This window comes from Streptomyces sp. NPDC002838 (genome assembly GCF_040295365.1).
In the GTDB taxonomy this organism is placed as follows: Bacteria; Actinomycetota; Actinomycetes; order Streptomycetales; family Streptomycetaceae; genus Streptomyces.
Genome location: NZ_JBEOVF010000019.1, coordinates 128,639 through 150,910, shown reverse-complemented (window position 1 = coordinate 150,910; position 22,272 = coordinate 128,639). Strand labels below are relative to the sequence as shown.

At 70.3% G+C, this 22,272-nt stretch carries 19 protein-coding genes and 2 pseudogenes; 13 read left to right on the top strand and 8 right to left on the bottom strand.

What is annotated here, in order from left to right:
* Positions 1-136: 136 nt before the first annotated feature.
* From ABT063_RS24400 to ABT063_RS24365, 8 genes are all read left to right on the top strand, one after another.
* A complete protein-coding gene (locus ABT063_RS24400; protein WP_351060001.1) occupies positions 137-2,098 on the top strand; it encodes a hypothetical protein in 1,962 nt (653 codons plus the stop codon).
* Between the two features lie 194 nt (positions 2,099-2,292).
* Complete coding sequence (locus ABT063_RS24395; protein ID WP_351059999.1) at positions 2,293-3,135, top strand: nitrilase-related carbon-nitrogen hydrolase; 843 nt, start codon at positions 2,293-2,295, stop codon at positions 3,133-3,135.
* Positions 3,132-4,418: an aspartate aminotransferase family protein gene (locus ABT063_RS24390; RefSeq protein ID WP_351059997.1), complete on the top strand. Its 1,287-nt coding sequence runs from the start codon at positions 3,132-3,134 to the stop codon at positions 4,416-4,418. The genes ABT063_RS24395 and ABT063_RS24390 overlap by 4 nt, the downstream gene beginning before the upstream one ends.
* Before the next feature lie 30 nt (positions 4,419-4,448).
* Positions 4,449-6,008: a PucR family transcriptional regulator gene (locus ABT063_RS24385; RefSeq protein WP_351059995.1), complete on the top strand. Its 1,560-nt coding sequence runs from the start codon at positions 4,449-4,451 to the stop codon at positions 6,006-6,008.
* 155 nt (positions 6,009-6,163) lie between these two features.
* A complete protein-coding gene (locus tag ABT063_RS24380; RefSeq protein ID WP_351059993.1) occupies positions 6,164-7,006 on the top strand; it encodes a nitrilase-related carbon-nitrogen hydrolase in 843 nt (280 codons plus the stop codon).
* A gap of 127 nt (positions 7,007-7,133) precedes the next feature.
* The gene (hydA, locus tag ABT063_RS24375) at positions 7,134-8,537 is read left to right on the top strand and encodes a dihydropyrimidinase (protein WP_351059991.1); all 1,404 of its coding nucleotides are present in this window, start codon (positions 7,134-7,136) and stop codon (positions 8,535-8,537) included.
* 11 nt (positions 8,538-8,548) lie between these two features.
* Entirely contained in the window at positions 8,549-9,568 is a 1,020-nt protein-coding gene (locus ABT063_RS24370; RefSeq protein ID WP_351059989.1) for a TIGR03842 family LLM class F420-dependent oxidoreductase, read from the top strand.
* 133 nt (positions 9,569-9,701) lie between these two features.
* On the top strand, positions 9,702-11,228 hold the full coding sequence (locus ABT063_RS24365) for an NCS1 family nucleobase:cation symporter-1 (RefSeq protein WP_351059987.1): 1,527 nt from the start codon (positions 9,702-9,704) through the stop codon (positions 11,226-11,228).
* A 62-nt stretch (positions 11,229-11,290) separates the two neighbouring features.
* Here the strand turns inward: ABT063_RS24365 and ABT063_RS24360 are convergent, their stop codons facing one another.
* Complete coding sequence (locus tag ABT063_RS24360; RefSeq protein WP_351059985.1) at positions 11,291-11,944, bottom strand: hypothetical protein; 654 nt, start codon at positions 11,942-11,944, stop codon at positions 11,291-11,293.
* 280 nt (positions 11,945-12,224) lie between these two features.
* Complete coding sequence (locus ABT063_RS24355; protein ID WP_351059982.1) at positions 12,225-13,226, bottom strand: carboxymuconolactone decarboxylase family protein; 1,002 nt, start codon at positions 13,224-13,226, stop codon at positions 12,225-12,227.
* Positions 13,227-13,393: 167 nt separating this feature from the next.
* Between ABT063_RS24355 and ABT063_RS24350 the strand changes: the two genes are divergently transcribed.
* Both ABT063_RS24350 and ABT063_RS24345 read left to right on the top strand, forming a co-directional pair.
* Complete coding sequence (locus ABT063_RS24350) at positions 13,394-14,506, top strand: sensor histidine kinase (RefSeq protein ID WP_351059979.1); 1,113 nt, start codon at positions 13,394-13,396, stop codon at positions 14,504-14,506.
* Positions 14,503-15,192 (top strand): response regulator, encoded by a 690-nt coding sequence (locus ABT063_RS24345; protein WP_351059976.1) that lies wholly within the window; start codon positions 14,503-14,505, stop codon positions 15,190-15,192. Before ABT063_RS24350 ends, ABT063_RS24345 begins: the two co-directional genes overlap by 4 nt.
* 88 nt (positions 15,193-15,280) lie before the next feature.
* Here the strand turns inward: ABT063_RS24345 and ABT063_RS24340 are convergent, their stop codons facing one another.
* The 3 genes from ABT063_RS24340 to ABT063_RS24330 all read right to left on the bottom strand — a co-directional run bounded on the left by ABT063_RS24340 (position 15,281) and on the right by ABT063_RS24330 (position 17,068).
* Entirely contained in the window at positions 15,281-15,706 is a 426-nt protein-coding gene (locus tag ABT063_RS24340; RefSeq protein ID WP_351059973.1) for a VOC family protein, read from the bottom strand.
* Between the two features lie 61 nt (positions 15,707-15,767).
* Positions 15,768-16,658 carry an AraC family transcriptional regulator gene (locus ABT063_RS24335; RefSeq protein ID WP_351059971.1) on the bottom strand — a complete coding sequence of 297 codons (891 nt, stop codon included), beginning with the start codon at positions 16,656-16,658 and terminating at the stop codon, positions 15,768-15,770.
* 233 nt (positions 16,659-16,891) lie between these two features.
* Complete coding sequence (locus ABT063_RS24330; RefSeq protein ID WP_351059969.1) at positions 16,892-17,068, bottom strand: hypothetical protein; 177 nt, start codon at positions 17,066-17,068, stop codon at positions 16,892-16,894.
* 482 nt (positions 17,069-17,550) lie between these two features.
* Here ABT063_RS24330 and ABT063_RS24325 point away from each other — a divergent pair.
* Positions 17,551-18,756 (top strand): annotated as a pseudogene (locus ABT063_RS24325) (ISAzo13 family transposase); the annotation flags it as partial.
* 99 nt (positions 18,757-18,855) lie between these two features.
* Complete coding sequence (locus ABT063_RS52270) at positions 18,856-19,236, top strand: helix-turn-helix domain-containing protein (protein WP_502990877.1); 381 nt, start codon at positions 18,856-18,858, stop codon at positions 19,234-19,236.
* Positions 19,237-19,326: 90 nt separating this feature from the next.
* Here the strand turns inward: ABT063_RS52270 and ABT063_RS24320 are convergent, their stop codons facing one another.
* On the bottom strand, positions 19,327-19,494 hold the full coding sequence (locus tag ABT063_RS24320) for a transposase family protein (protein ID WP_351060075.1): 168 nt from the start codon (positions 19,492-19,494) through the stop codon (positions 19,327-19,329).
* A 354-nt stretch (positions 19,495-19,848) separates the two neighbouring features.
* Between ABT063_RS24320 and ABT063_RS24315 the strand changes: the two genes are divergently transcribed.
* Entirely contained in the window at positions 19,849-20,268 is a 420-nt protein-coding gene (locus ABT063_RS24315; RefSeq protein ID WP_351059966.1) for a PRC-barrel domain-containing protein, read from the top strand.
* Positions 20,269-20,546: 278 nt separating this feature from the next.
* On the opposite strand, the pseudogene ABT063_RS24310 reads toward ABT063_RS24315, so the two are convergent.
* Both ABT063_RS24310 and ABT063_RS24305 read right to left on the bottom strand, forming a co-directional pair.
* A pseudogene (locus ABT063_RS24310) lies at positions 20,547-20,770 on the bottom strand (DNA-binding protein); the annotation flags it as partial.
* Positions 20,771-20,995: 225 nt separating this feature from the next.
* Positions 20,996-22,225: a TerC family protein gene (locus tag ABT063_RS24305; protein ID WP_351059963.1), complete on the bottom strand. Its 1,230-nt coding sequence runs from the start codon at positions 22,223-22,225 to the stop codon at positions 20,996-20,998.
* Positions 22,226-22,272: the final 47 nt, after the last annotated feature.

Below are 22,272 nucleotides of genomic sequence, written 5' to 3'. Positions count from 1 at the left end.
CGGAGGCCGCCGCACGTCACGTTTCGGCAGGCCGGGCGTAGTCTGCGTCCGGTCGGAAAACTTCCTGTAGCGCTCCCGTAACACGGCTGGTGTTGCCTTACGGACCGGAGTGCTCCGGTCTGGCAGGAGTTGGGCGATGACTCTGGATCAACTCCCCAGTCAAGTGCGGGAGTTTGCGAACTACCTGGACGGCCTGCTGGCGCGCCTGGACCAAAACGGCGGCTGGTGCGGGGTGTTCTGGCAGCGCGACCCGGATGGCATGCAGGCCTGCCTCGACGGGCGTGAGATGCCGCCCTGGGACGTCGTGGAGGCGCTGCTGCAGGACCTGGCCACACAGTACGGCCCCGGTGGCGCCGCTCCGGAGGCCGAACGCGCCCGCGCCCTGCATGCCGCCGCGCTCGTCGCGTACGACGCCCGGCCTGGCGGGCGGGACGCCCTCGGGGACCGGTTCGACGTGATGCTCCGCGAGCAGCGGTACGCCGCCGAACGACACGCGGAACTGGGCCGGTCGCTCGCCTCCGCCACCACCCAGGAGGAGGCCGACGCCATCCGCCTCGACCTCGCCTGGGCCCGCGACGACCACGAACGCGCGACCCGCCGCTGCGCCGAACTCCGGTCACGCCTGGCGGAACTGGACCGACGCTCGACCGACAACCAGGCACAGGTGATCCGACGCGGGCAGGCGGGGGCCGGGGCCGGGTCGCGCGGGGGCGGCTCTTATGGTGTGGGGTCGGGTGGGCTTGAGTCGTATGGCGGGCGGCCGGACACGGGCGAGGCGTACGGTGGGCGGCCGGACACGCGCGAGTCGCATGGTGTGGGGCCGGATGGGCGTGAGTCGTATGGCGGGCGGCCGGACACGCGCGATACGCACGGCGCCCGGCCGGACACGCACGAGTCGTACGGCGAGCAACCGGACACGCGCCAGTCGTACGCCGAGCAACCGGACGCGCGCGAGTCGTACGGCGAGCGAGCGGGCGGGCACGGCGGGTACGGACCCTCCGGCGCGCGCGCGGACGCCGCCCCCGCAGGCCCCTCGTACGAGTCCGAGTTCCCCGACATACCGCAGCAGCGCGACGTGCGGTCCGCCGCCGAGGCGGCCGCCCGGCGTGAGAGGGAGCGGGCCCGTGGCTGGGCGGCGGACACGCATGACACCCGTGCGGGCCTGCGCGACCCCCGTCACGAGAACTCCGCCCGCCTGTCCGGACCCCGCACAGCCGCCGCCGACGCGATGACCGGCCTGCACGGCGGACCTGGCACCTCCGGTCCCGCCCAGGCCACGAACCCCGAGCAAGATCCCCGCTTCCCCGCTCCGACGGAGCAGGCCCCCGCCGATCCCCCCGCCCCACCCGAGCCGGCCCCCACCCCCAAGCAGCGCAAGCGGCGCCGTGGCGGTGCCCGCTTCGCCGGGATGGCCGAGGAGGAGGCCGCCCCCGTCGTCGTACCGCCGACCGCCGTACCGGACCTGCCCGCCGCGCCCGTCGCCACCGGCCGCACCCCGCGCGGGGCCCGGTTCGCCAGGGCCGCCAAAGCGAGCGCGCGGCCGGAGCCGCAGGCCGAGCCACTGGACACGGCGGACCGGCGGGAGACCGCCGAGACCGTCGAACGGCTGGTCCGGCTGCGCGGCGAGGGCCGCAGCGGTGAGGCGCACGCCCTGCTGGCCGAGATCGCGTACTGGCCCGCCGCCCGCTACCCGCTGCTCGCCGCCGAGATGCAGCGGGCCGGGCTCGGCGCCGACTGGGCGACCCTGCTGTGGGAGGCCGCCTCGCTGCCCGCCGACCGGCTCGTCGCCGCCGCCGACGCGCTGGTCGAGGCCGGGCGCGGCACCGACGGGGAGCAGATCCTGCGGCAGGGCGTCGCGCGGCCCGCCGCCGAGATCGGGCAGGCCGTGCTCGCACTGGCCGCCGACGACCGTCGCCGCGAGATCCGCGCGCTCCTCGACGCCTACGTCCGCGTCCGCACCCCGGAGGAGGCCGCCCGCAGCGCCGACCCCGACCCGCAGACCCTGGTCCCGCTCCTGGTGGAGGCCGCCCGGGGCGTCTCGGACGAGCGCCACTGGGACCTGGTCCACGCCCTGCGGGTCGCCGGACACCCGGTCTGAGAGCCGGACGGGCCCCGGCCCGCCACTCCTCTCACCGGCCCGTGGCTTTCACCCACAGGAGGGTGAAACGTGATCGACTCCGCGGGTTAACGACGATGGTCTTGGCAAGCCTGCCGGGGAGGCTTACGTTCGTGCCTCTACGACCTGCGTCTACGGGCGTAGAGGCTCTGACGTCACCGTCGAAGGAGCAGCTCATGGCCAACGTCGTACGTGCCGCTCTGGTCCAGGCCACCTGGACCGGCGACACCGAGTCCATGGTGGCGAAACACGAGGAGCACGCCCGCGAGGCGGCCCGCCAGGGCGCGAAGATCATCGGCTTCCAGGAAGTCTTCAACAGTCCCTACTTCTGTCAGGTCCAGGACCCGGAGCACTACCGCTGGGCCGAGCCGGTGCCTGACGGACCGACGACACGTCGTATGCAACAGCTCGCGCGCGAGACGGGCATGGTCGTCGTCGTCCCGGTGTTCGAGGTCGAGCAGTCGGGCTTCTACTACAACACCGCGGCCGTGATCGACGCCGACGGCACCGTCCTCGGCAAGTACCGCAAGCACCACATCCCGCAGGTCAAGGGCTTCTGGGAGAAGTACTACTTCAAACCGGGCAACATCGGCTGGCCCGTCTTCGACACGGCCGTCGGCAAGGTCGGCGTCTACATCTGCTACGACCGCCACTTCCCGGAAGGCTGGCGCCAACTCGGCCTGAACGGCGCCCAGCTGGTCTACAACCCGTCCGCCACCCACCGCGGACTCTCCTCCCACCTCTGGCGGCTGGAACAGCCCGCGGCGGCCGTCGCCAACGAGTACTTCGTCGCCGCGATCAACCGCGTGGGCGTCGAGGAGTACGGCGACAACGACTTCTACGGGACGTCGTACTTCGTCGACCCGCGAGGGCAGTTCGTGGGGGACACCGCCAGCGACAAGGAAGAGGAACTCGTCGTCCGTGACCTCGACTTCGACCTGATCGACGAAGTCAGGCAGCTGTGGGCGTTCTACCGCGACCGGCGGCCCGACGCCTACGAAGGGCTGGTGAAGCCGTGACCAAGGACCTGCTGGGCCGCCACCGGGCCGTCCTGCCCGACTGGCTCGCCCTCTACTACGAGGACCCGCTCGAGATCACCCACGGCGAGGGCCGGTACGTCTGGGACAGCGAGGGCAACAAGTACCTCGACTTCTTCGGCGGCATCCTCACGACGATGACCGCGCACGCGCTGCCCGAGGTGACGAAGGCGGTCAGCGAGCAGGCCGGGCGGATCATCCACTCGTCCACGCTGTATCTCAACCGCCCGATGGTCGAACTCGCCGAGCGAGTCGCCCAGTTGAGCGGCATCCCGGACGCCCGCGTCTTCTTCACCACCTCCGGCACCGAGGCCAACGACACGGCCCTGCTGCTCGCCACGACGTACCGCCGCAGCAACACGATCCTGGCGATGCGCAACAGCTACCACGGGCGGTCGTTCAGCGCGGTCGGCATCACCGGCAACCGCGGCTGGTCGCCGACCTCCCTGTCCCCTCTCCAGACGCTGTACGTCCACGGTGGCGTGCGGACGCGCGGCCCGTACGCCTCCCTGGGCGACGACGACTTCATCGCGGCCTGCGTCGACGACCTGAAGGACCTGCTCGGCCACACCCGCCCGCCCGCCGCACTGATCGCCGAGCCCGTTCAGGGTGTCGGCGGCTTCACCTCACCGCCGGACGGACTGTACGCAGCATTCCGTGAGGTGCTGAACGCATACGGGATCCTGTGGATCGCCGACGAGGTGCAGACCGGCTGGGGACGCACCGGCGACCACTTCTGGGGCTGGCAGGCCCATGGCCAGAACGGCCCTCCCGACATCCTCACCTTCGCCAAGGGCATCGGCAACGGCATGTCCATCGGCGGGGTGGTCGCCCGCGGCGAGATCATGAACTGCCTGGACGCCAACAGCATTTCGACGTTCGGCGGCACCCAGATCACCATGGCGGCGGGCCTCGCCAACCTCACGTACCTGCTGGAGCACGACCTCCAGGGCAACGCCCGGCGCGTCGGCGGGCTGCTCATCGAGCGGTTGCGGGCGGTCGGAGCGCAGATTCCGGAGGTACGGGAGGTACGCGGGCGCGGGCTGATGATCGGCGTCGAGCTGGTGAAACCCGGCACCGACCAGGCGCACCCCGAGGCCGCGTCCGCCGTGCTCGAAGCGGCCCGCGCGGGTGGGCTGCTTCTCGGCAAGGGCGGCGGGCACAACACCAGCGCCCTGCGGGTCGCCCCGCCCCTGTCCCTGACCGTCGCGGAGGCCGAGGAAGGCGCCGCGATCCTCGAAGACGCTCTGAGGAGCATCCAGTAGGCCCAGCCTGAGCAAGGGAAGCACACCGCCATGACCACCACCTTGGAGCCCCTGGAGCCGACCCTGTCGGTCAGGCAGGTCCTCACGCTGGAACGGGTCCTCGCCGGGGAGCCCGAGGTGGTGGCCGGCGCGAGCCAGCTCGACCGGGCCGTGCGCTGGGTGCACGTCGCCGAGGCCGCCGACGTGGGCGTGATGCTCAGCGGCGGCGAGATGGTGCTCACCACCGGGGTGCTGCTCGCCGGCGACGAGAGCGCGCAGGCCGAGTACATCCAGTCCCTGCACCGCGCGGAGGCGGCGGCCGTCGTCCTGGGCCTGGGACGGGCGTTTCCCGCCCCGCCGGACGTGATGCGCCGGGCGGCCGAGCGGTGCGGGCTGCCGATGGTCGTCCTGCACCGGCCCTTCCCCTTCGCCGAGCTGACCGAGGAGGTCCAAGCCCGCCTCGTACGGCGGAAGTTCGCCGCCGTCAGCCTCTCCGAGTCCGTACGGACCGCGCTCACCGGACTCATCACCGCGGGCGCCCCGCTCCAGCGCCTGCTCGACGAGATCGCCCACCACAGCGCCTGCCCCGTCGTCGTCACCAACCTCGCCCACCGCGTCCTCGCCACCGCGGGGGAACGGCCGGCCGTCGACGACGTGCTGCGCGACTGGGAGCGCATCGCCCGCCAGGCCGGCGGCAGCGAGGGCGACGGCTGGATCCGCGCCGAGCTGACCGGACGTGGAGAGCGGTGGGGACGGATCGTGTTGTGCGGCTACCGGGGCGACACCGCCACCGGGCGGCTGCTCGCCGACCGGGCCGCCGAGGCGCTCGTCCTGCACCGCATGCTCGGCGGCAACTCCGCGCACACCTGGGAGGAACAGTCCGCGCAGAGCCTGCTGACCGACCTGGTCAGCGGGGTCGTGCCGGCGCGGCAGCTGCTGCCCCGGGCGCGGGCGGCCGGACTGCCGGTCAACCGGCGCACCTTCGTCCCGCTGGTCATCCGCGACGGAGAACCGGCACAACTCGAGCGGGTACTGCGCCTGTTGGGGCTGCCCGGGATCGTCGCCGAGCTCACCGACGGCGCCACCGCCGTCCTGCTGAGCCTGGCCCGGGACCAGGACGCCTCGGTGCTCGTGGCGAACTTCGCCGCCCGGGTGCGCTCGGAGGCCGCCCGGACGGTCCTGGCCGCCGCCGATCCCCGCATCGCCTGGGACGACGTCCCCGCCGGGCTGCGCGAGGCCCAGCACGTCGCCGACGCCGTGGCCGACTCCTCGGCCGTGCTCGACCTTCCGGCCGTCGTACGCCTCAAGGACGTCCATCTGCGCGGCCTGATTCGGTTGCTGCGCGACGACCCGCACGTGCAGTCCTTCGCGGAGCGGGAGCTGGACGGGCTGCTGTGCGGGGCCGGCGAGGACCTGCTCGCCGTACTGCGCACCTATCTCGCCACCGGCCGCAACAAGTCGCGGACCGCGCAGCTCCACCACGTCTCCCGGCCCGCGCTCTACCGCCGGCTGGAGGCGATACAGGCCCGGCTCGGCGTCGACCTCGACGACTTCGAGCAGGCCGCCTCGGTGCACATAGCGCTCCTCGCGCACGACGCGCAACAGGGCTGAAACATGCGACGACCTGGGAAAACGGCGGTGAAACATGGGCCCACGACAGGGTGACACCGTGGCACGCCGCACGCCCGCAGACGTGACACCGTGCAACTCAAACCGGATCTCAGGACTTCCTAGGCTCCTCGCACACCGAGCGACCGGAGGTCCCGATGAGCAGAGTGATCCGTGCCGCCCTCTTCCAGACCGCCTGGACCGGCGACAAGGAATCGATGATCCAGGTACACGAGCAGGCGGCCCGCGACGCGGCCGCGCAGGGTGCTCAGGTCCTGTGCTTCCAGGAGCTGTTCTACGGGCCCTACTTCTGCCAGGTCCAGGACAAGGCGTTCTACGAGTACGCCGAGCAGGTCCCGGACGGCCCCATCGTCAAACGGTTCCAGGCGCTCGCCAAGGAACTGGGCCTCGTCCTGATCCTGCCGATGTACGAGGAGGAGCAGCCCGGCGTCCTCTACAACACGGCCGCCGTGATCGACGCGGACGGCTCCTACCTCGGCAAGTACCGCAAGCACCACATTCCGCAGGTGCCCGGCTTCTGGGAGAAGTTCTACTTCCGCCCGGGCAACCTGGGCTGGCCGATCTTCGACACGGCCGTCGGGAGGATCGGCGTCTACATCTGCTACGACCGCCACTTCCCGGAGGGCTGGCGGGCACTGGGCCTGGAGGGCGCCGAGATCGTCTTCAACCCGTCGGCCACCTCGCGCGGCCTGTCCGGCTACCTCTGGCAGCTGGAGCAGCCTGCGGCGGCCGTCGCCAACGAGTACTTCGTCGGCGCGATCAACCGTGTGGGCGTCGAGGAGTACGGCGACAACGACTTCTACGGGACGTCGTACTTCGTCGACCCGGAAGCCCAGTTCGTGGGCGAGGTGGCCTCCGACAAGGAGACCGAACTGGTCGTCCGGGACCTGGACATGGCCAAGCTGCGCGAGGTCCGCGATCGCTGGCAGTTCTTCCGCGACCGCCGCCCAGAGGCTTATGGCCCTCTGACCGCACCGTAGTCAGGCACGGGATCCCGCGCCCCGTAAGGGGCGCGGGGCTGTGTCCGATATGCGGCTACCGCCGCGCGGGCGCGACCAGCCACAAACGACCCGCACTTTTCGACCACACCCAGCGGAGCGTGAACGCATGAGCAGCCGTACCGTCATCCGTGGTGGTCTCGTCATCACCGCGTCCGACGAGATGCACGCCGACGTCCTGATCGAGGACGGCCGTATCGCCGCCCTCGCCGCGAGCGGCACCCCGGCCGCCGAGGCCTGGACGGCCGAGCGGACCATCGACGCCACCGGGAAGTACGTCATCCCGGGCGGGGTCGACGCCCACACCCACATGGAGCTGCCGTTCGGCGGCACCTTCGCCTCCGACACCTTCGAGACCGGCACCCGGGCCGCCGCCTGGGGCGGAACGACGACCATCGTCGACTTCGCCGTGCAGAGCGTCGGCCACACCCTGCGCGAGGGCCTGGACACCTGGCACGCCAAGGCCGAGGGCAACTGCGCCATCGACTACGCCTTCCACATGATCGTCTCGGACGTGAACCAGGAGACGCTCAAGGAGATGGACCTGCTGGTGGGAGAGGGCGTGACCTCTTTCAAGCAGTTCATGGCCTACCCGGGCGTCTTCTACAGCGACGACGGCCAGATCCTGCGCGCCATGCAGCGCTCCGCCGAGAACGGCGGCCTGATCATGATGCACGCGGAGAACGGCATCGCGATCGACGTCCTGGTCGAGCAGGCGCTGGCCCGGGGCGAGACCGATCCCCGCTATCACGGGGAGGTGCGCAAGGCGCTCCTCGAAGCCGAGGCCACCCACCGCGCCATCAAGCTCGCGCAGGTCGCCGGCGCGCCCCTGTACGTCGTGCACGTCTCGGCGATGGAGGCAGTCGCCGAGCTGGCCAAGGCACGCGACGAGGGGCTGAACGTCTTCGGGGAGACCTGCCCGCAGTACCTGTTCCTGTCGACGGACAATCTGGCGGAACCCGACTTCGAGGGCTCGAAGTACGTGTGCTCGACGCCGCTCCGTCCGAAGGAGCACCAGGCCCACCTCTGGAAGGGTCTGCGCACCAACGACCTCCAGGTGGTCTCCACCGACCACTGCCCCTTCTGCTTCGTGGGCCAGAAGGAGCTGGGCCGGGGTGACTTCTCGAAGATCCCCAACGGCCTCCCGGGTGTCGAGAACCGCATGGACCTGCTCCACCAGGCCGTCGTGGACGGGCACATCTCCCGCCGCCGCTGGATCGAGATCGCCTGTGCCACCCCGGCCCGGATGTTCGGCATGTATCCGAAGAAGGGCACCATCGCCCCCGGCGCCGACGCGGACGTCGTCATCTACGACCCGGACGCCGAGCAGATCGTCTCCGCCGAGACGCACCACATGAACGTCGACTACTCGGCGTACGAGGGCAAGCGCCTCACCGGCCGCGTCGAGACGGTCCTCTCGCGCGGCGAACTCGTCATCACCGAGCGGGAGTACACCGGGCGCGCCGGACACGGCACGTACACCCCCCGCTCCACCTGTCAGTACCTCAACTAGGAGCGGAGCCCATGGACTTCGGACTCGTCCTGCAGACCGACCCGCCGGCCTCGCGGGTCATCAGCCTGATGAAGCGCGCCGAGCGCAACGGCTTCACGTACGGCTGGACCTTCGACTCCGCCGTGCTCTGGCAGGAGCCGTTCGTGATCTACAGCCAGATCCTGTCGAACACGTCCAAGCTGAAGGTCGGCCCGATGGTCACCAACCCGGGCACCCGCACCTGGGAGGTCACCGCCTCCACCTTCGCCACCCTCAACGACATGTTCGGCAACCGCACGGTCTGCGGCATCGGCCGCGGCGACTCCGCGATGCGGGTCGCGGGCCGCAAGCCGAACACGCTGGCCCGCATCAGCGAGGCCATGAAGGTCATCCGGGCGCTCGGCCGCGGTGACGAGGCCGACCTCGGCGGTACGGTCGTCAGGTTCCCGTGGATCAAGCCGGGCGCCGAACTACCCGTATGGATGGCCGCGTACGGCCCCAAGGCACTGAAGATGACGGGCGAGGAGGCCGACGGGTTCATCCTCCAGCTCGCCGATCTGTACCTGACCGAGTACATGGTGAAAGCGGTCAAGGACGCGGCCGTAGCCGTCGGCCGAGACCCCTCCGAGGTGAAGATCTGCGTCGCCGCCCCCGCGTACGTCACCGAGGACGACTCGCCGGAGGCGCTCGCCCACGCGCGCGAGCAGTGCCGCTGGTTCGGCGGGATGGTCGGCAACCACGTGGCCGACCTGGTGTCGAAGTACGGCGAGCACTCCGCCGCCGTACCCGACGAACTCACCGACTACATCAAGGCCCGCGAGGGCTACGACTACTCCCACCACGGGCGCAGCGGCAACCCCGACACCCAGTTCGTGCCCGACGAGATCGTCGACCGGTTCTGCCTGATCGGGCCGGTCGAGAAGCACGTCGAGAAGCTGAACGCGCTGCGTGCGCTGGGCGTCGACCAGTTCGCCGTCTACGACATGCACGACGCCCAGGAAGCGGTCATCGACGCGTACGGCACACAGGTGATCCCGGCCGTCAACGGCTGACCCCGACCCGCCCACCGCTCAACTCCCCACCCCCCCCAACCCCCCACTCCTGTTCTCCCCTCCCCACCTCCCCGGGGAGGGGACCGGAGCCCGCACGGCCTTTCCGGACCCACCTCATTTGATTGGCCTGCCCATGACCGACACCGCTCCCACGGCCATACCGCCGTCCACTCAAGTCACCCTCGCCGACGGCCGGGTGGAGCTCGCCCCGGGCGCCCCCGCCCCGAGCGGCCGCTACGCCAACGAGGATCTGCTGCCGGTCCCGGTGGAGAAGCGCACCTGGACCACGTACAACTTCTCCGCACTGTGGGTCGGCATGGCCCACAACACGGCCTCCTGGACCCTGGCCTCCGGTCTGATCGCCGTCGGCATGGACTGGAAGCAGGCGGTGCTCACCATCGCCCTGGCCAATGTGATCGTGCTGGTCCCGATGCTGCTCACCGGGCACGCCGGTCCGAAGTACGGCATTCCCTTCCCGGTCTTCGCCCGTGCCTCCTTCGGCATCCGCGGCGCCAACCTGCCCGCCGTCGTACGGGCGTTGGTGGCGTGCGGCTGGTTCGGCATCCAGACCTGGATCGGCGGCGAGGCGATCTACTTCCTCGCCGGGAAGCTCATCGGCAACGGCTGGACCGACGTCGGCAAGATCGGCGGCTACGCCTGGACCATGTGGCTGTCGTTCGCGATCTTCTGGGCGATCCAGGTGGCGATCATCTACCGGGGCATGGAGACGATCCGCCGCTTCGAGAACTGGGCGGCGCCCTTCGTGCTCGTCGGCGCCTTTGTGATGCTGTGGTGGATGAGCGACAAGGCCGGCGGCTTCGGCCCGCTGCTCGACCAGCCCTCCAAGCTGGGCTGGGGCGCGGACTTCTGGAAGCTGTTCTGGCCGTCCCTCATGGGAATGATCGGCTTTTGGTCCACTTTGTCATTGAACATCCCGGACTTCACCCGGTACGGCAAGAGCCAGAAGGCCCAGACGTGGGGTCAGGCGCTCGGTCTGCCGACCACGATGACGCTGTTCGCGCTGCTGTCGGTGATGGTCACCTCCGGTTCGCAGGCGGTCTACGGCGAGACGATCTGGGACCCGGTACAGCTCGCCGCCAAGACGGACAACGTCGTGGGCTTGCTGTTCGCGCTGGTCACCGTGCTGGTGGCGACCCTGTCCGTGAACATCGCGGCCAACCTGGTCTCGCCGTCCTTCGACTTCTCCAACATCGCGCCCCGCAAGATCACCTTCCGCGCCGGCGCGCTCGCCACCTGCGTCCTCGGCGTGCTGATCTTCCCGTGGAAGCTGTACTCCGACCCGCAGGGCTACATCTTCACCTGGCTCGGCCTCGTCGGCGGTCTGCTCGGCACGGTCGCCGGCATCCTCATCGCCGACTACTGGATCCTGCGCCGCGCCAAGCTCGACCTGACCGACCTGTACCGCACGGGCGGCCGCTACTGGTACGAGGGCGGCTGGAACTGGCGGGCCGTCGTCGCTTTCGCCGTCGGCGGCGTCCTCGCCATCGGCGGCGCCAGCTTCAAGCCGCTGATCGACGGCCGGCCGATCCCGGCGCTGGAACCGCTGGCCGACTACGGCTGGGCGGTGGGCCTGGGCACGTCGATGGTGCTGTACGTGCTGCTCATGCTGGCGCGCGGACGGGACCGCCTCGAGGCCTGACCCGGCTGCCGGAGAACCGCTGCTCGGAGAACTCCCGTTGGAGAACTCCTGTTGGAGGACGGTCAGCCCTTCTGGCCGTCCTCCAACGCGGCGACCGCCTCCTTGGCGGCCTTGATGGCCCCCTTGTTGATCTCGTCCGTACTGGGCGCCTTCTTCGACTCGAAGTCGCTGCCGTTGTACGTGACGACCACCAGCGCGTTGGACGCGCGCACCACCACCGTGCCCTCGCGCGTCTGCTGCTTGTCCTCGGTGGTGAGGTTCACCACCGAGTACGCCGAGTCGCCGAGACCGGGCACGTCCCCGCCTCCGCTCTTCTCCGTCACGCTCTGCTTGTACGACTTCTGTGCAGCCTCGTCCGACTCGGTGATCTCGAAGGAGACGTCGAGCCAGCGGTAGTCGTACCCCTTGAGGGCGTTCCAGGAGCAGGTGCGGCGTACCTTCGAGTCCGTCGACCGAATCTCCTTGCCGGCCTTCTTGGCGCCCGGCACGAGCGACGTGATCGTCTTCCCGGCCAGGCTCGCGCACGGCGCGGGCGCGGCGGCGTACGTCTTCGACGCCGCCGACGTGGACGGGGCGGAGGCGGACTCGGTCCCGGTCTGCTGCGCCTCGTCGTGGCTCTCGGCCGGCGTCGCGGCGAACGGGCCGGACGCCAGGGCCCAGCCCGCCACGGCGAGCACGGCGACGGGGGACAGACGCGCGGTGAGGGCGAGCGGCAAGGGAAGCGAACTAGAACGCACGGCGCACTTTTCGTGGGGGACGGTGCGGAGGGAGTCCGCACTGCGGACGGGACGCCAGTGTCACATGACTGCCTGTGGGGCGGAAGTGCCAACTCGCTCCGTGGCCGTGCGATCACTGTGTCCCTCGAGGGGCGTCACGGTCACCTCCGCGTATCCGTCCAGGACTGTCCGGGCGGCGAAGAACATCTTGCCTGGTGGACGGCCCAGTGGGTGCCGACGGAGCCGCTCCACGCCGCCTGCCCGGGGTTGGCGATCGTCGTCATGAAGCCCCCTGAGTGATATGGGTGGAAAGGGAGCCTTCGATACGGTCCACGGCGGCGAAGGCGCCGTACGCGACGAGATGCACCAGACAGTGGTCGGTGTGCTCCGGCCGGCGCCAGGCCGCCACGTCCTCGTCCGTGATGCGGTACGGCGCCAGGGCGGCCAGCAGCGCCAGGCGCGCGCCCGGACGCTCCCGACGGTCCGGGAACCCGCCCAGGGCGAGCGGCGGATGCGCTCCGTCCCAGTCCCGCAGCGTCCGCCGTACGAGGGCCTGGTCTTCGGCGTCGAGGAGGCCGGCGCCCGCCATGGCCGCCGTGCGCAGGGCGTCGTACGCCGGGCCGACGGCCGTGCCGGCCGCCCACGCGGGTCCCTCGCCGGGGTCGTCGAGCAGGGCGAGGGCCGCGCCGGGGCGGGCGGCACGGCGTACCGTCCGCGCGAGCGAGCGGCCCACGAGACTGCGTACCGGCCTGAACCGCTGGGCGTTGCCCGGCAGGAGCCGCTCGGTGAGCAGGGCCGACACGATCCGGTTGATGAAGTGGAAGGAGAGCGCGGTGCCCACGTAGCCGGGGGTGTGCTCGGCCGGGAACGGCAACGGCTGCGCGGCCGGGCCCGGGACACGGGTCTGCTTCCCCCAGGCCAGCACGCGCGCGTGGGTCTCGTTCTCCGGTCGCTCCCCGCGGGCCAGGCGTTCGGCGAGCGCGTGGTCGCCGGTGGCGTGCAGCAGCATGGTGTGCGCGTCCACGCAGAACGGGCACTTGTTGGCGAGCGACACCCCGAGTGCCGCCACCTCCTTGCCGGTACGGCTGCCGGGGCCCGCGATCAGTGACTCGCGCATCAGCGCCCAGGCGGGCGCGAGGAGTTCGGGGGCGGAGGAGAGGACCACGAAGGTGACCGGTTCGGCGATGCCGAAGTCGTGCGCGATCTGCGCGTACACCTCGGCGACGCGACCGGTGGCCGCTTTGGGCGGCAGGGGCTCGGTGTGGCGGAAGGGTGTGGACATGGACAGCAGCGTGCGCCTCGGGGGCACCCGCGGTCGTCGTACGGCCGAAGTCAGTCGGCACTGCGTCGGCGGGGCGGGCCGGAGCGGCTCACTACTGCCGGGGGAGTAGTCGGGGAGTTGTCCACAGGGCTGACGCCGGTGTCGGTGCGGCGGTCTACTGTGCGTGCATGAGCGGACACGTGGCCGGCACAGTCACACGCAGACGGCTCGCCGACGCGGCCCTCGCGGTCGTGGTCGGCGCCCTCGTCGTGACCACGGCCGCGTTCGACGGTGACACCAGGCCCGTCGACTACGCGCTGATCGTGCTCGGTTCAGCCGCCCTGGCGTTCTACCGCGGCGCCCCGCTGGCTGTGCTGGCCGTCACCACGGCGACCGGCGCGGCGTACGTCCTGCACGCCCACCCGGGCACGCTCGCGGCCCTCCCGGTCCTCGGCGCCGTGCACACCGCCTCCCGTGCGGGACACCGGGGTTGGGCGGCCGCGGCGGGCGGGCTCTTCCTGGCGGCGTACGTGGCGACGGGGCCGATGACCCAGGAGGTGGTCGAGAAGACCACGCTGCTCGCGGGCTGGTTCCTGTGCGCGGTGGTGACGGGCCTGGCGGACCGCAACTGGCAGGCCTATCTGCGGCAGACCGAACAGCGCGCGCTGGAGGCCGAGCGCACCCGGGAGGAGGCGGCGTTGCGCCGGGCGGGCGAGGAACGCCTGCGCATCGCACGGGAGTTGCACGACTCCCTCACCCACAGCATCTCCATCGTCAAGCTCCAGGCGGGCGTGGCCGTGCACCTGGCCCGCAAGCGGGGCGAGGAGGTGCCGCCCGCGCTGCTCGCCATCCAGGAGGCGGGCGGCGAGGCGATGCGCGAACTGCGGGCCACGCTGGAGGTGCTGCGCACCGACGAGCCGACCGGCAGGCCCGCGCAACTGGTGGAACGGGCGCGGGCGGCGGGCCTCGCGATCGAGCTGACGGTGACGGGCGACGAGTGTCCGCTGCCGGCGACCGTCGACCGGGCGATGTACCGCATCGTCCAGGAAGCCCTGACGAACGCGGCACGGCACGCGGGCCCGGCGAAGGTGCACGTCCAACTCGACTACGAAGAGGATGGGTTGACGATACGCGTGGACGACGACGGAACCGCCGACCCGGCCCGCCCACCGACGCCCGGCAACGGCCTCACCGGCATGCGCGAACGCGTCACGGCCCTCGGCGGCACGCTGCACACCGCCCCGCGCGCGCAGGGCGGCTTCTCGGTCCGGGCCGAACTGCCCCTGGAGGCCGCGAGATGATCAGGGTGGCACTCGTCGACGACCAGGCCCTGATGCGCGCCGGATTCCACGCCCTGCTCGACGCCGAGGACGGCATCGAGGTGGTCGGCGAGGCGGCGGACGGCGAACAAGGCCTGGAGCTGATCCGCGCCCAGCTGCCCGACATCGCGCTGATCGACGTACAGATGCCGGTGATGACGGGCATCGAGACGACCCGCCGCATTGCCGCCGACCCGGCCCTGTCCGGCGTACGCGTCGTCATCCTCACCAACTACGGCTTCGACGAGTACGTCTTCGAGGCGCTGCGCGCGGGCGCGAGCGGCTTCCTGCTGAAGGACACCGAACCGGCGGAACTGCTCCAGGCCATCGAGGTGGTGGCCCGAGGCGAGGCCCTGCTCTCCCCGTCGATCACCCGCACTCTGATCGGCGAGTTCGTCTCACGGCCCCCCGACCGTGCCACGGCCCCCGGCCTGGAATGCCTCACCCGCCGCGAACGCGAGGTCACCGCCCTGGCCGCCCGAGGACTCACCAACGAGGAGATCGCCGTGCACATGGTCATCAGCCCGTTCACGGCGAAGACCCACATCAGCCGCGCGATGACGAAGCTGGGGGCGCGGGACCGGGCGCAGCTGGTGGTGTTCGCCTACGAGTCGGGGCTGGTCGCCGCGCGGGGCGGGGATCACCGGTTCGAGGCCTCGGAGTTCTGACAGGCGCTGTTCCGACAGATGCTGTCCTGACAGGTGCTCCGGCCGGTGCCTACGATCGCGCCGTGGCCCGGATCGTCGTCGCGGGGGGTCAGCGGGGCTCACCGGGATAGGTGCCGAAGTTCCACCGGTTGCCCTCGGGGTCGCGGGCGGCGAAGTCGCGGGAGCCGTGGTCGGTGACGTACAGGTCGGTGGTTATCTCGGCGCCGGCGCCCTTGGCACGGGTGTGGACGGCGCCCGGGTCGGCGGTGACGACGTAGGCGCTGAAGGCGCCGGGCGGCGTCGGGCCGGTACCGCTCTCCTGCCCCTCGCGCACGGAGCCCAGCATGATGCCACCGCCTTCGGGCCAGCTCAGCTCGGCGTGCTCGACCACGTCGCCGTCGCCGTACACCACGGTCTCCTCGAAGCCGAAGGCGTCGACGAGGAAGCGGATCAGTGCGCGGGCGTCGTTGGCGCACAGGGCGGGCCAGACCTGCGGGGCGGGCGGCTGCTTGGCGATGTCGGGCGTACTGGTCATGGGGATGCGCCTCCAGCCTGCGGGAGTCGGCAGTGGATCGGTCGATTTGTCCCCACCAGGGTTACGCGGGCGGATGGTGGCCGGATTGGATGTTTCGGAACTCCTCCGCCAGCCAGGCACTCGGCGTACAGGAGGCCAGGGCGGAGAACTCGCGGTCGAGGTGGGACTGATCCGCATAGCCGCAGTCGGCGGCCAGACCCGCGAGGTCGGGGAGGCCCATGGGCTTCCCCTCGCTCGAGCGGAGTCGAGAGTGGGAGAGGGTGGCCAGGCGGCGCCGTGCCAGGTCGAAGCGGATGACCCGGGCGGCCGCCTTCGGGGTGAGTCCGACCTCCTGGCGGAAGCGGTTGCGCAGGTGCCGGTCGCTGAAACCGGTCTCGGCGGCGAGCGTGTCGATGCGCAGGCGGCCGCCGGCGGTCAGCAGTCGGTGCCAGGCGTACGCGACCGGTGAGGCGCAGGTGATCCCCACGTGCTCGTGATGGAACATGACATCGAGCAGCCAGCTGTCGACGACGCGGAAGCGGGCAGGCCAGTCCGGCGCCTCGCGAATCCTGTCGTGGACCTCGTGCACGCCCGCGCCCAGGACGTCGTCGGCGTGGACGTCGGTCCCGGCCAGCTCCCCTGCGGGCAGCCCCAGCAGGACACGTGCGCCCAGTGGGCTGATGGCGACCTGGATGCCGGACTGCCGTCCCGGGATGTCGATGAGCGCGGGCGCGAGGTGCAGGCCGCCCAGCAGGGTGGGATAGTCGCCGGGGGCGGCGGCCGGATCGGGGTGGGCGGCCATGCTCAAGGGTTCGTCGAGGGTGAGGATCAGCGTCAGCCAGGGCGAGGGCAGCCCGCGGTGCCGGCTGGGAGGGATGCCGCGCTGGCGGTAGCCGGAGCACCAGCCGACCAGTCCCCGCAGCGGCGCCGCCGGAGTCGCCCGCACCGCCTCGTCCACGATCTCGGCACCCATACGGCCATTGTCGTGCCCGCACGCGCCGCGCAGCCAGGGAAGCCACTGCCTCTCCTGGTGGAGGGGTGGGCTCGGGGTGGCCCTCCAAACCGCCTCGACGTTGCGGGCGGCGACTTCCACCATGGCCGCGCGGGCACGCCGTGGTGGGTCGCGGGTGTGACGGGCAACCCGGCCTCCGCTGTCCGCGGCTCATGATCATTGATCGGCGGTCTTGCGGTCTTGCGGTCATGCGGTCATGCGGTCCTGCTGTCGTCCACCCGCTCGCCCTCCGCCTGGGACGGCTCGGTCCTGGGGACCTCTGCGTGCTGCTCCTCGGCGGCACGCTCGGCCGGTTCATCACGCTCGCCCTCGGCCTGGGAAGGCGTGTGAGAGTACAGCCAGGGGTCGTAATCCGAGGCTTTGGTTGTCATGGCGGGCCTCCCTCGGTCGCTCAGCTCCCATGCTCCCCCTCGACCGCGGCCGCGGCCAGAGCAGCCGGCATTCAGGGGTTTGCGTCCTTGTGAGTAGCCTGAGCGCAGATCCGACCGGCCGACGCGCGAAAACAGCGAGGTGAGAGCCCGAATGTTCACCACCCGCCCCACCCTCCAGGGCACCTTCGGCACGGAGGCCCCGGGGGCGGGCCACTGACCTGGGCTTTCGGAGCCTATTGAGTCTCTGACCTGCGGGAGCGTGTCTTTCGGTGTCTTTCACAGGGGTACCGGCTTGTGTCGCTCGAAGTCCCCAGAGCCTCCCCGAGCAACGAGAAACTCCCCAGCAGAAGGTCGTTCACCTGCGGCTTTGGGGTGCGTTCCTGGAGATGGTGTGCGGGTACGACCTGATCCGGGTTTGCTCCGGCTTAGGGCGTGCAGATCATTAACTCGTGGCTTTCCGCTCGGTGGTTCGTTGGACTGACATGAGCGGGATGGAACAACGGGCCGTGCTGGCAGCCAAGTTCGAGGCGATTCTGCCGCACCTCGACGAGCGGCAGCGTCGCCTGTTGATGGGGGCGGAGGCCCAGTCCCTCGGCCACGGCGGGATCAGAGCCGTCGCCCGTGCCGCCGGTGTCCGCGAAGCCACTGTCTCTGTCGGAGTGCGGGAACTCGACTCCGGCCAGGCTCCGTTGGGACGCATCCGCCGGCCCGGCGCTGGCCGCAAACGCGTCGTCGACCGGAACCCAGCCGTTCGGGAGGCACTCCTCACGCTGGTCGAGCCCGATGTCCGCGGCGACCTCATGTCGCCGCTGCGCTGGACCACCAAATCCACCCGCGAGCTGGCCGGGGAATTGACCCGCCAAGGCCACAGGATCTGTGCGGACACGGTGGGCGACCTCCTGCGCGAGGAGGGCTTCAGCCTGCAGAGCAACGCCAAGACCCTGGAAGGCAAGCAGCACCCCGACCGGGACGCACAGTTCCGCTACCTCAACGAGCAGGCCCGCGACCACCAGGAGTGCGGGGCTCCTGTGATCAGTGTGGACACGAAGAAGAAGGAACTGGTCGGCCCGTTCAAGAACAACGGCCGTGAATGGGAGCCGCGAGGCGAGCCGGTGCGGGTCGACACCCACAACTTCCCCGACCGCGAGCTGGGCAGGGTGGTGCCCTAGGCATCTGCGACGTCGCCGCGAACACTGGCTGGGTCAACGTGGGCACCGACCACGACACCGCCGCGTTCGCTGTCGAGTCGATCCGCCGCTGGTGGAACGGAGCCGGGCAGGCCGCTTATCCGACGCCCTGCCGGCTGCTGATCACCGCCGACGCGGGCGGCTCCAACGGGTGTCGCACCCGCACCTGGAAGACCGAACTCGCCCGGTTCGCCGCCGAGGCCCGACTGACGATCACTGTCTGCCACCTGCCTCCGGGAACTTCGAAGTGGAACAGGATCGAGCACCGGCTGTTCTCCCACATCACCATGAACTGGCGCGGCAGGCCCCTGACCAGCCACGAAGTCATCGTCGAGAGCATCGCTGCGACCACCACCAAAACCGGCCTGACCGTGCACGCCGAACTCGACACCAACCCGTACCCCACCGGCATCCAGGTCAGTGACGACGAGATCGCCGCCCTGCCGATCACCCGGCACCGCTTCCACGGCGACTGGAACTACACCCTCCACCCCCAGCACCCGCGGACGCGACAGCGATCAACAGCACGTCAGACCAGCCCCGGCGAACAGGCCACATCGCCTCACGCAGCGTGCGCTGCAGGACCCTGAACTGACCGGGATGACCCGCCAACAGCTCAGCGAACTTATCGCCACGCTGGCTCCTGCGCTGGAGGTTCAACGCGAGCATGTGCTCCGCGCACGTCGCGGTCACGAGCGCCTGGTCGCCCCCGGTACAGGCGCCAAAGCCAAGCTCACGCCAGCCGAGCGGATCCTGGCAACTGTGCTCCACCTGCGCAAACTCGCCACCATGGACCTCCTCGGCCAACTCTTCGGCGTCACCGCCCCGACCATCAGCCGCGCCAAACAGGAAGTCCACCCACTCCTCGAAGCACACGGTCACCACATCACCACCTCAACCGCCCGCCTCCGCACACCAGCCGACGTCGCGACCTTCCTCGCCTTCGACCCCACCCAAACCAAGGTCAAAAAGACAAGTTAATGATCTGCACGCCCATGACAACGGGCGGGGAGAGCACTTGGCAGGCGGGATCGCGGAACGGGGCGACTGGCGAACCGCCTGCGATGCGGGTCAGCTCACGATGAGCCCGCCGCGGGCCGGGTCGAGTCCGGTAGCGAAGCGGATGATGCCGACCCAGGTGGCCGCGCCGGCCAGCACGGCCGTGGTGCACAGCACCAGCAGGGCCCCGAGTCGGCAACGGCGGCCACGGACCTGGCGCGGGTCGGGCAGACGGTCCAGGACATCGGTCAGGCTGCCCCAGCGCTCGACGTCAGGGCAGGAGGTGTCCGGCAGGCGGTCGTGGTGGCGATTCGGGTGGCCAGGAGGACGCCGGTCGGCTGCTGGGGTCGCGGGTACCGACTTCCCCGCTCAGACCGCTCCGGCTGGGCTGCTGTTCGGGCCCCCGAATGCACGGCGGCATCGGCACGAGCGGGGTCGTCTCGCAGGGCTATCCAGACCTTGGGCTACACCGACCGCGCCGGCATGAAGTTCCCGATGCATGGGGCGGTTGTGGGAGGGAACTGGGGCGGAGTGGCATGCCTGGGCATGACCGCCCGGTTGCACCGGCATTACGTGAAGTCTGAGGGAGGCTCCATGAACTCTGGTGACATTCCCGTGCTGACCAGGCTCTCCGATTCGCAGCAGACGATCCCTTCCGCCGACGAGGACGTGCGGGGCCGGAAGGTGACCGACCGCTCCGGCAACGAACTTGGCAAGGTGAGCGACCTGATCATCGACGAGGAGGAGCGCAAGGTCCGCTTCCTGCTCATGGAGTACGGCGGCTTCCTCGGCATCGGCGAAAAGAAGAGCTACATCCCGGTCGACGCCGTGGCCGACGTCACCGAGGACGAGGTCCGCATCGACCGTACGCGGGACGACGTCGTCGATGCGCCCGAGTACGATCCGGAGCTCGTGGACCAGCGCGAATACTCCGACCGGGTCTACAGTCACTACGGCTACGCCCCCTTCTGGGGGACCGGCTACATTCCCCCGCGATTCCCCTACCGTCTGTGAGTACCGTGCGCGCGGCCCCTGCTCGCGCCCTCCGCCTTCAGGTCCTGCACGCCGACTGAGCACCGTCACGGACCGGGCGTTCGCTCAGGACTGTGCGGCCGGTGCGTACGGTGGGCGCGTGCAACTACTCCCGGAGCCGGTCCGGCGCCCTGCTGCCTGATGCGTCGTGATCTTGCTTGTCGCGGGGGTCGTCTACATAGCGGCTTCGAGGAGGCCAGGGTCGGAGTCGAGGTCGAGTCGCGGTTCTTGGCCGCCGGGAAGGAAAGCGCCCCACGGGCGGTGACCGGTTCGACCACCAGGCGGGACAGAGTCCACTCCAGCGCCGGACGGTTGACCCGAAGGTGGACGACCTCGACGAGGGTGGCCGCGGAGGTGATCACCACAGGTCATCGGCGCGTGCGAGGGCGAGCCAGCCGGTGACCGTACGGTCGCGCAGGACGGCCTTGGCCAGTCCCTCATTGTCCAGGACCAGCGTGCCGCCGGGAACGTCGGCGACATGGATGAGTTCGCTGAGATTGTCGCGCTCGATCTGGCGGGCGACGGCGGCGGCCCATGATGCCAGTGCAACCGGCGCCAGCGCGGTCACGCGTCAAGGGCCGGACACGCCGAAGGGTGCCTCGGCCGTGTCTGCCGCCATGGTCGGTGTGTCCGCATTCGCGTACCTCGCCTCAAGCATCCATGTCCGGCGCCGGGGCACCCCTGCCCGCCCGCCACGAGGAGGAGCAGTTCAGTAGGGCCCGGCTTCCTGGCCGGATTCCGCGGGCTTTGGGGGATGCGCGCGCAATGAGCCGGGGTGGGCTTTGGCGGTCGGGTCGCGCCTGGTCTTGATCAGGCTTGCCACGGTGACGACCGCGAGCACGAGGGCGATCACGGCGAGGCTGATCGGGGTGGGAATCTCTGGGACTCCGTCGTACAGGTCGACATGCGCCCAGTGCAGGATGAGCTTGACGCCGATGAACGCGAGGATCAGCGAGAGCCCGGCGGCCAGATACACCAGCCGGTCCAGCAGTCCCTTGACGAGGAAGAAAAGAGCGCGCAGGCCGAGCAGGGCGAAGGCGTTGGCGGTGAAGACGATGTAGGGCTCTTGGGTGACCCCGAACACCGCGGGGATGGAGTCGAGCGCGAAGAGCAGGTCGATGCTGCCGATGGCGAGCAGGACGATGAGCAGCGGGGTGACCATCCGGCGCCCGTCGACGCGGGTGGTGAGTCTGCCGCCGACGTAGTCGGCGGTGATGGGCAGGAGCCGGCGGGCAGCCTTGACCATGACGTTGTCCTCGATGTCGGGGTCCTCGTCGCGGTGCCGGAACAACTGGACGGCCGTGTAGATCAGCAGCAGGCCGAACAGCAGGAACATGAACGAGAACAGCGCCAGCAGGGTGGCGCCGAGCGCGATGAAGATCGCGCGCATGGCCAGGGCGAGCACGATGCCGAAGGTGAGCACCTTGTGCTGGTGTTCCGCCGGCACGGCGAAGGTGGTCATGATGATGACGAAAACGAACAGATTGTCGACCGACAGGCTCTTCTCGACGATGTAGCCGGCGAAGTACTCGGTGCCGAACTCTCCGCCGTATCGCGCGGCGAACCAGACGCCGAAGCCCACCGCGACGAGGATGTAGAACACCGACCAGGCGGTGGCCTCGCCGTAGCCGACCCGGTGCGGGCGTGCGGCGGCCAGGATCAGGTCGACAGCGAGCAGGGCGAGGATCAGGCCGATGGTGACGGCCCAGGTGAGTGCGCTGATGTCCAGCACCGGTCCTCCCTTCAGTATCGGTGCTGCGGCGGTCGCCTTTGCCGACGCCGCCTCCGGGTGAAGGCCGGCAGCAGGGCGGCTGGCATCCTGCTCGACGCAGTACTGGCAGTACAGCAGCATCAGGGCGCCCACGGCGACGATCCACAGCGTCAGCAGGACAGGGCTTCCAGCCGCAGGTCGACAGACAGCCTGAGCGAGGGAGCACACGACAGGGACTCCCGGTACTCTCTGCCGTCCGCGACCCGCGCCGCCCG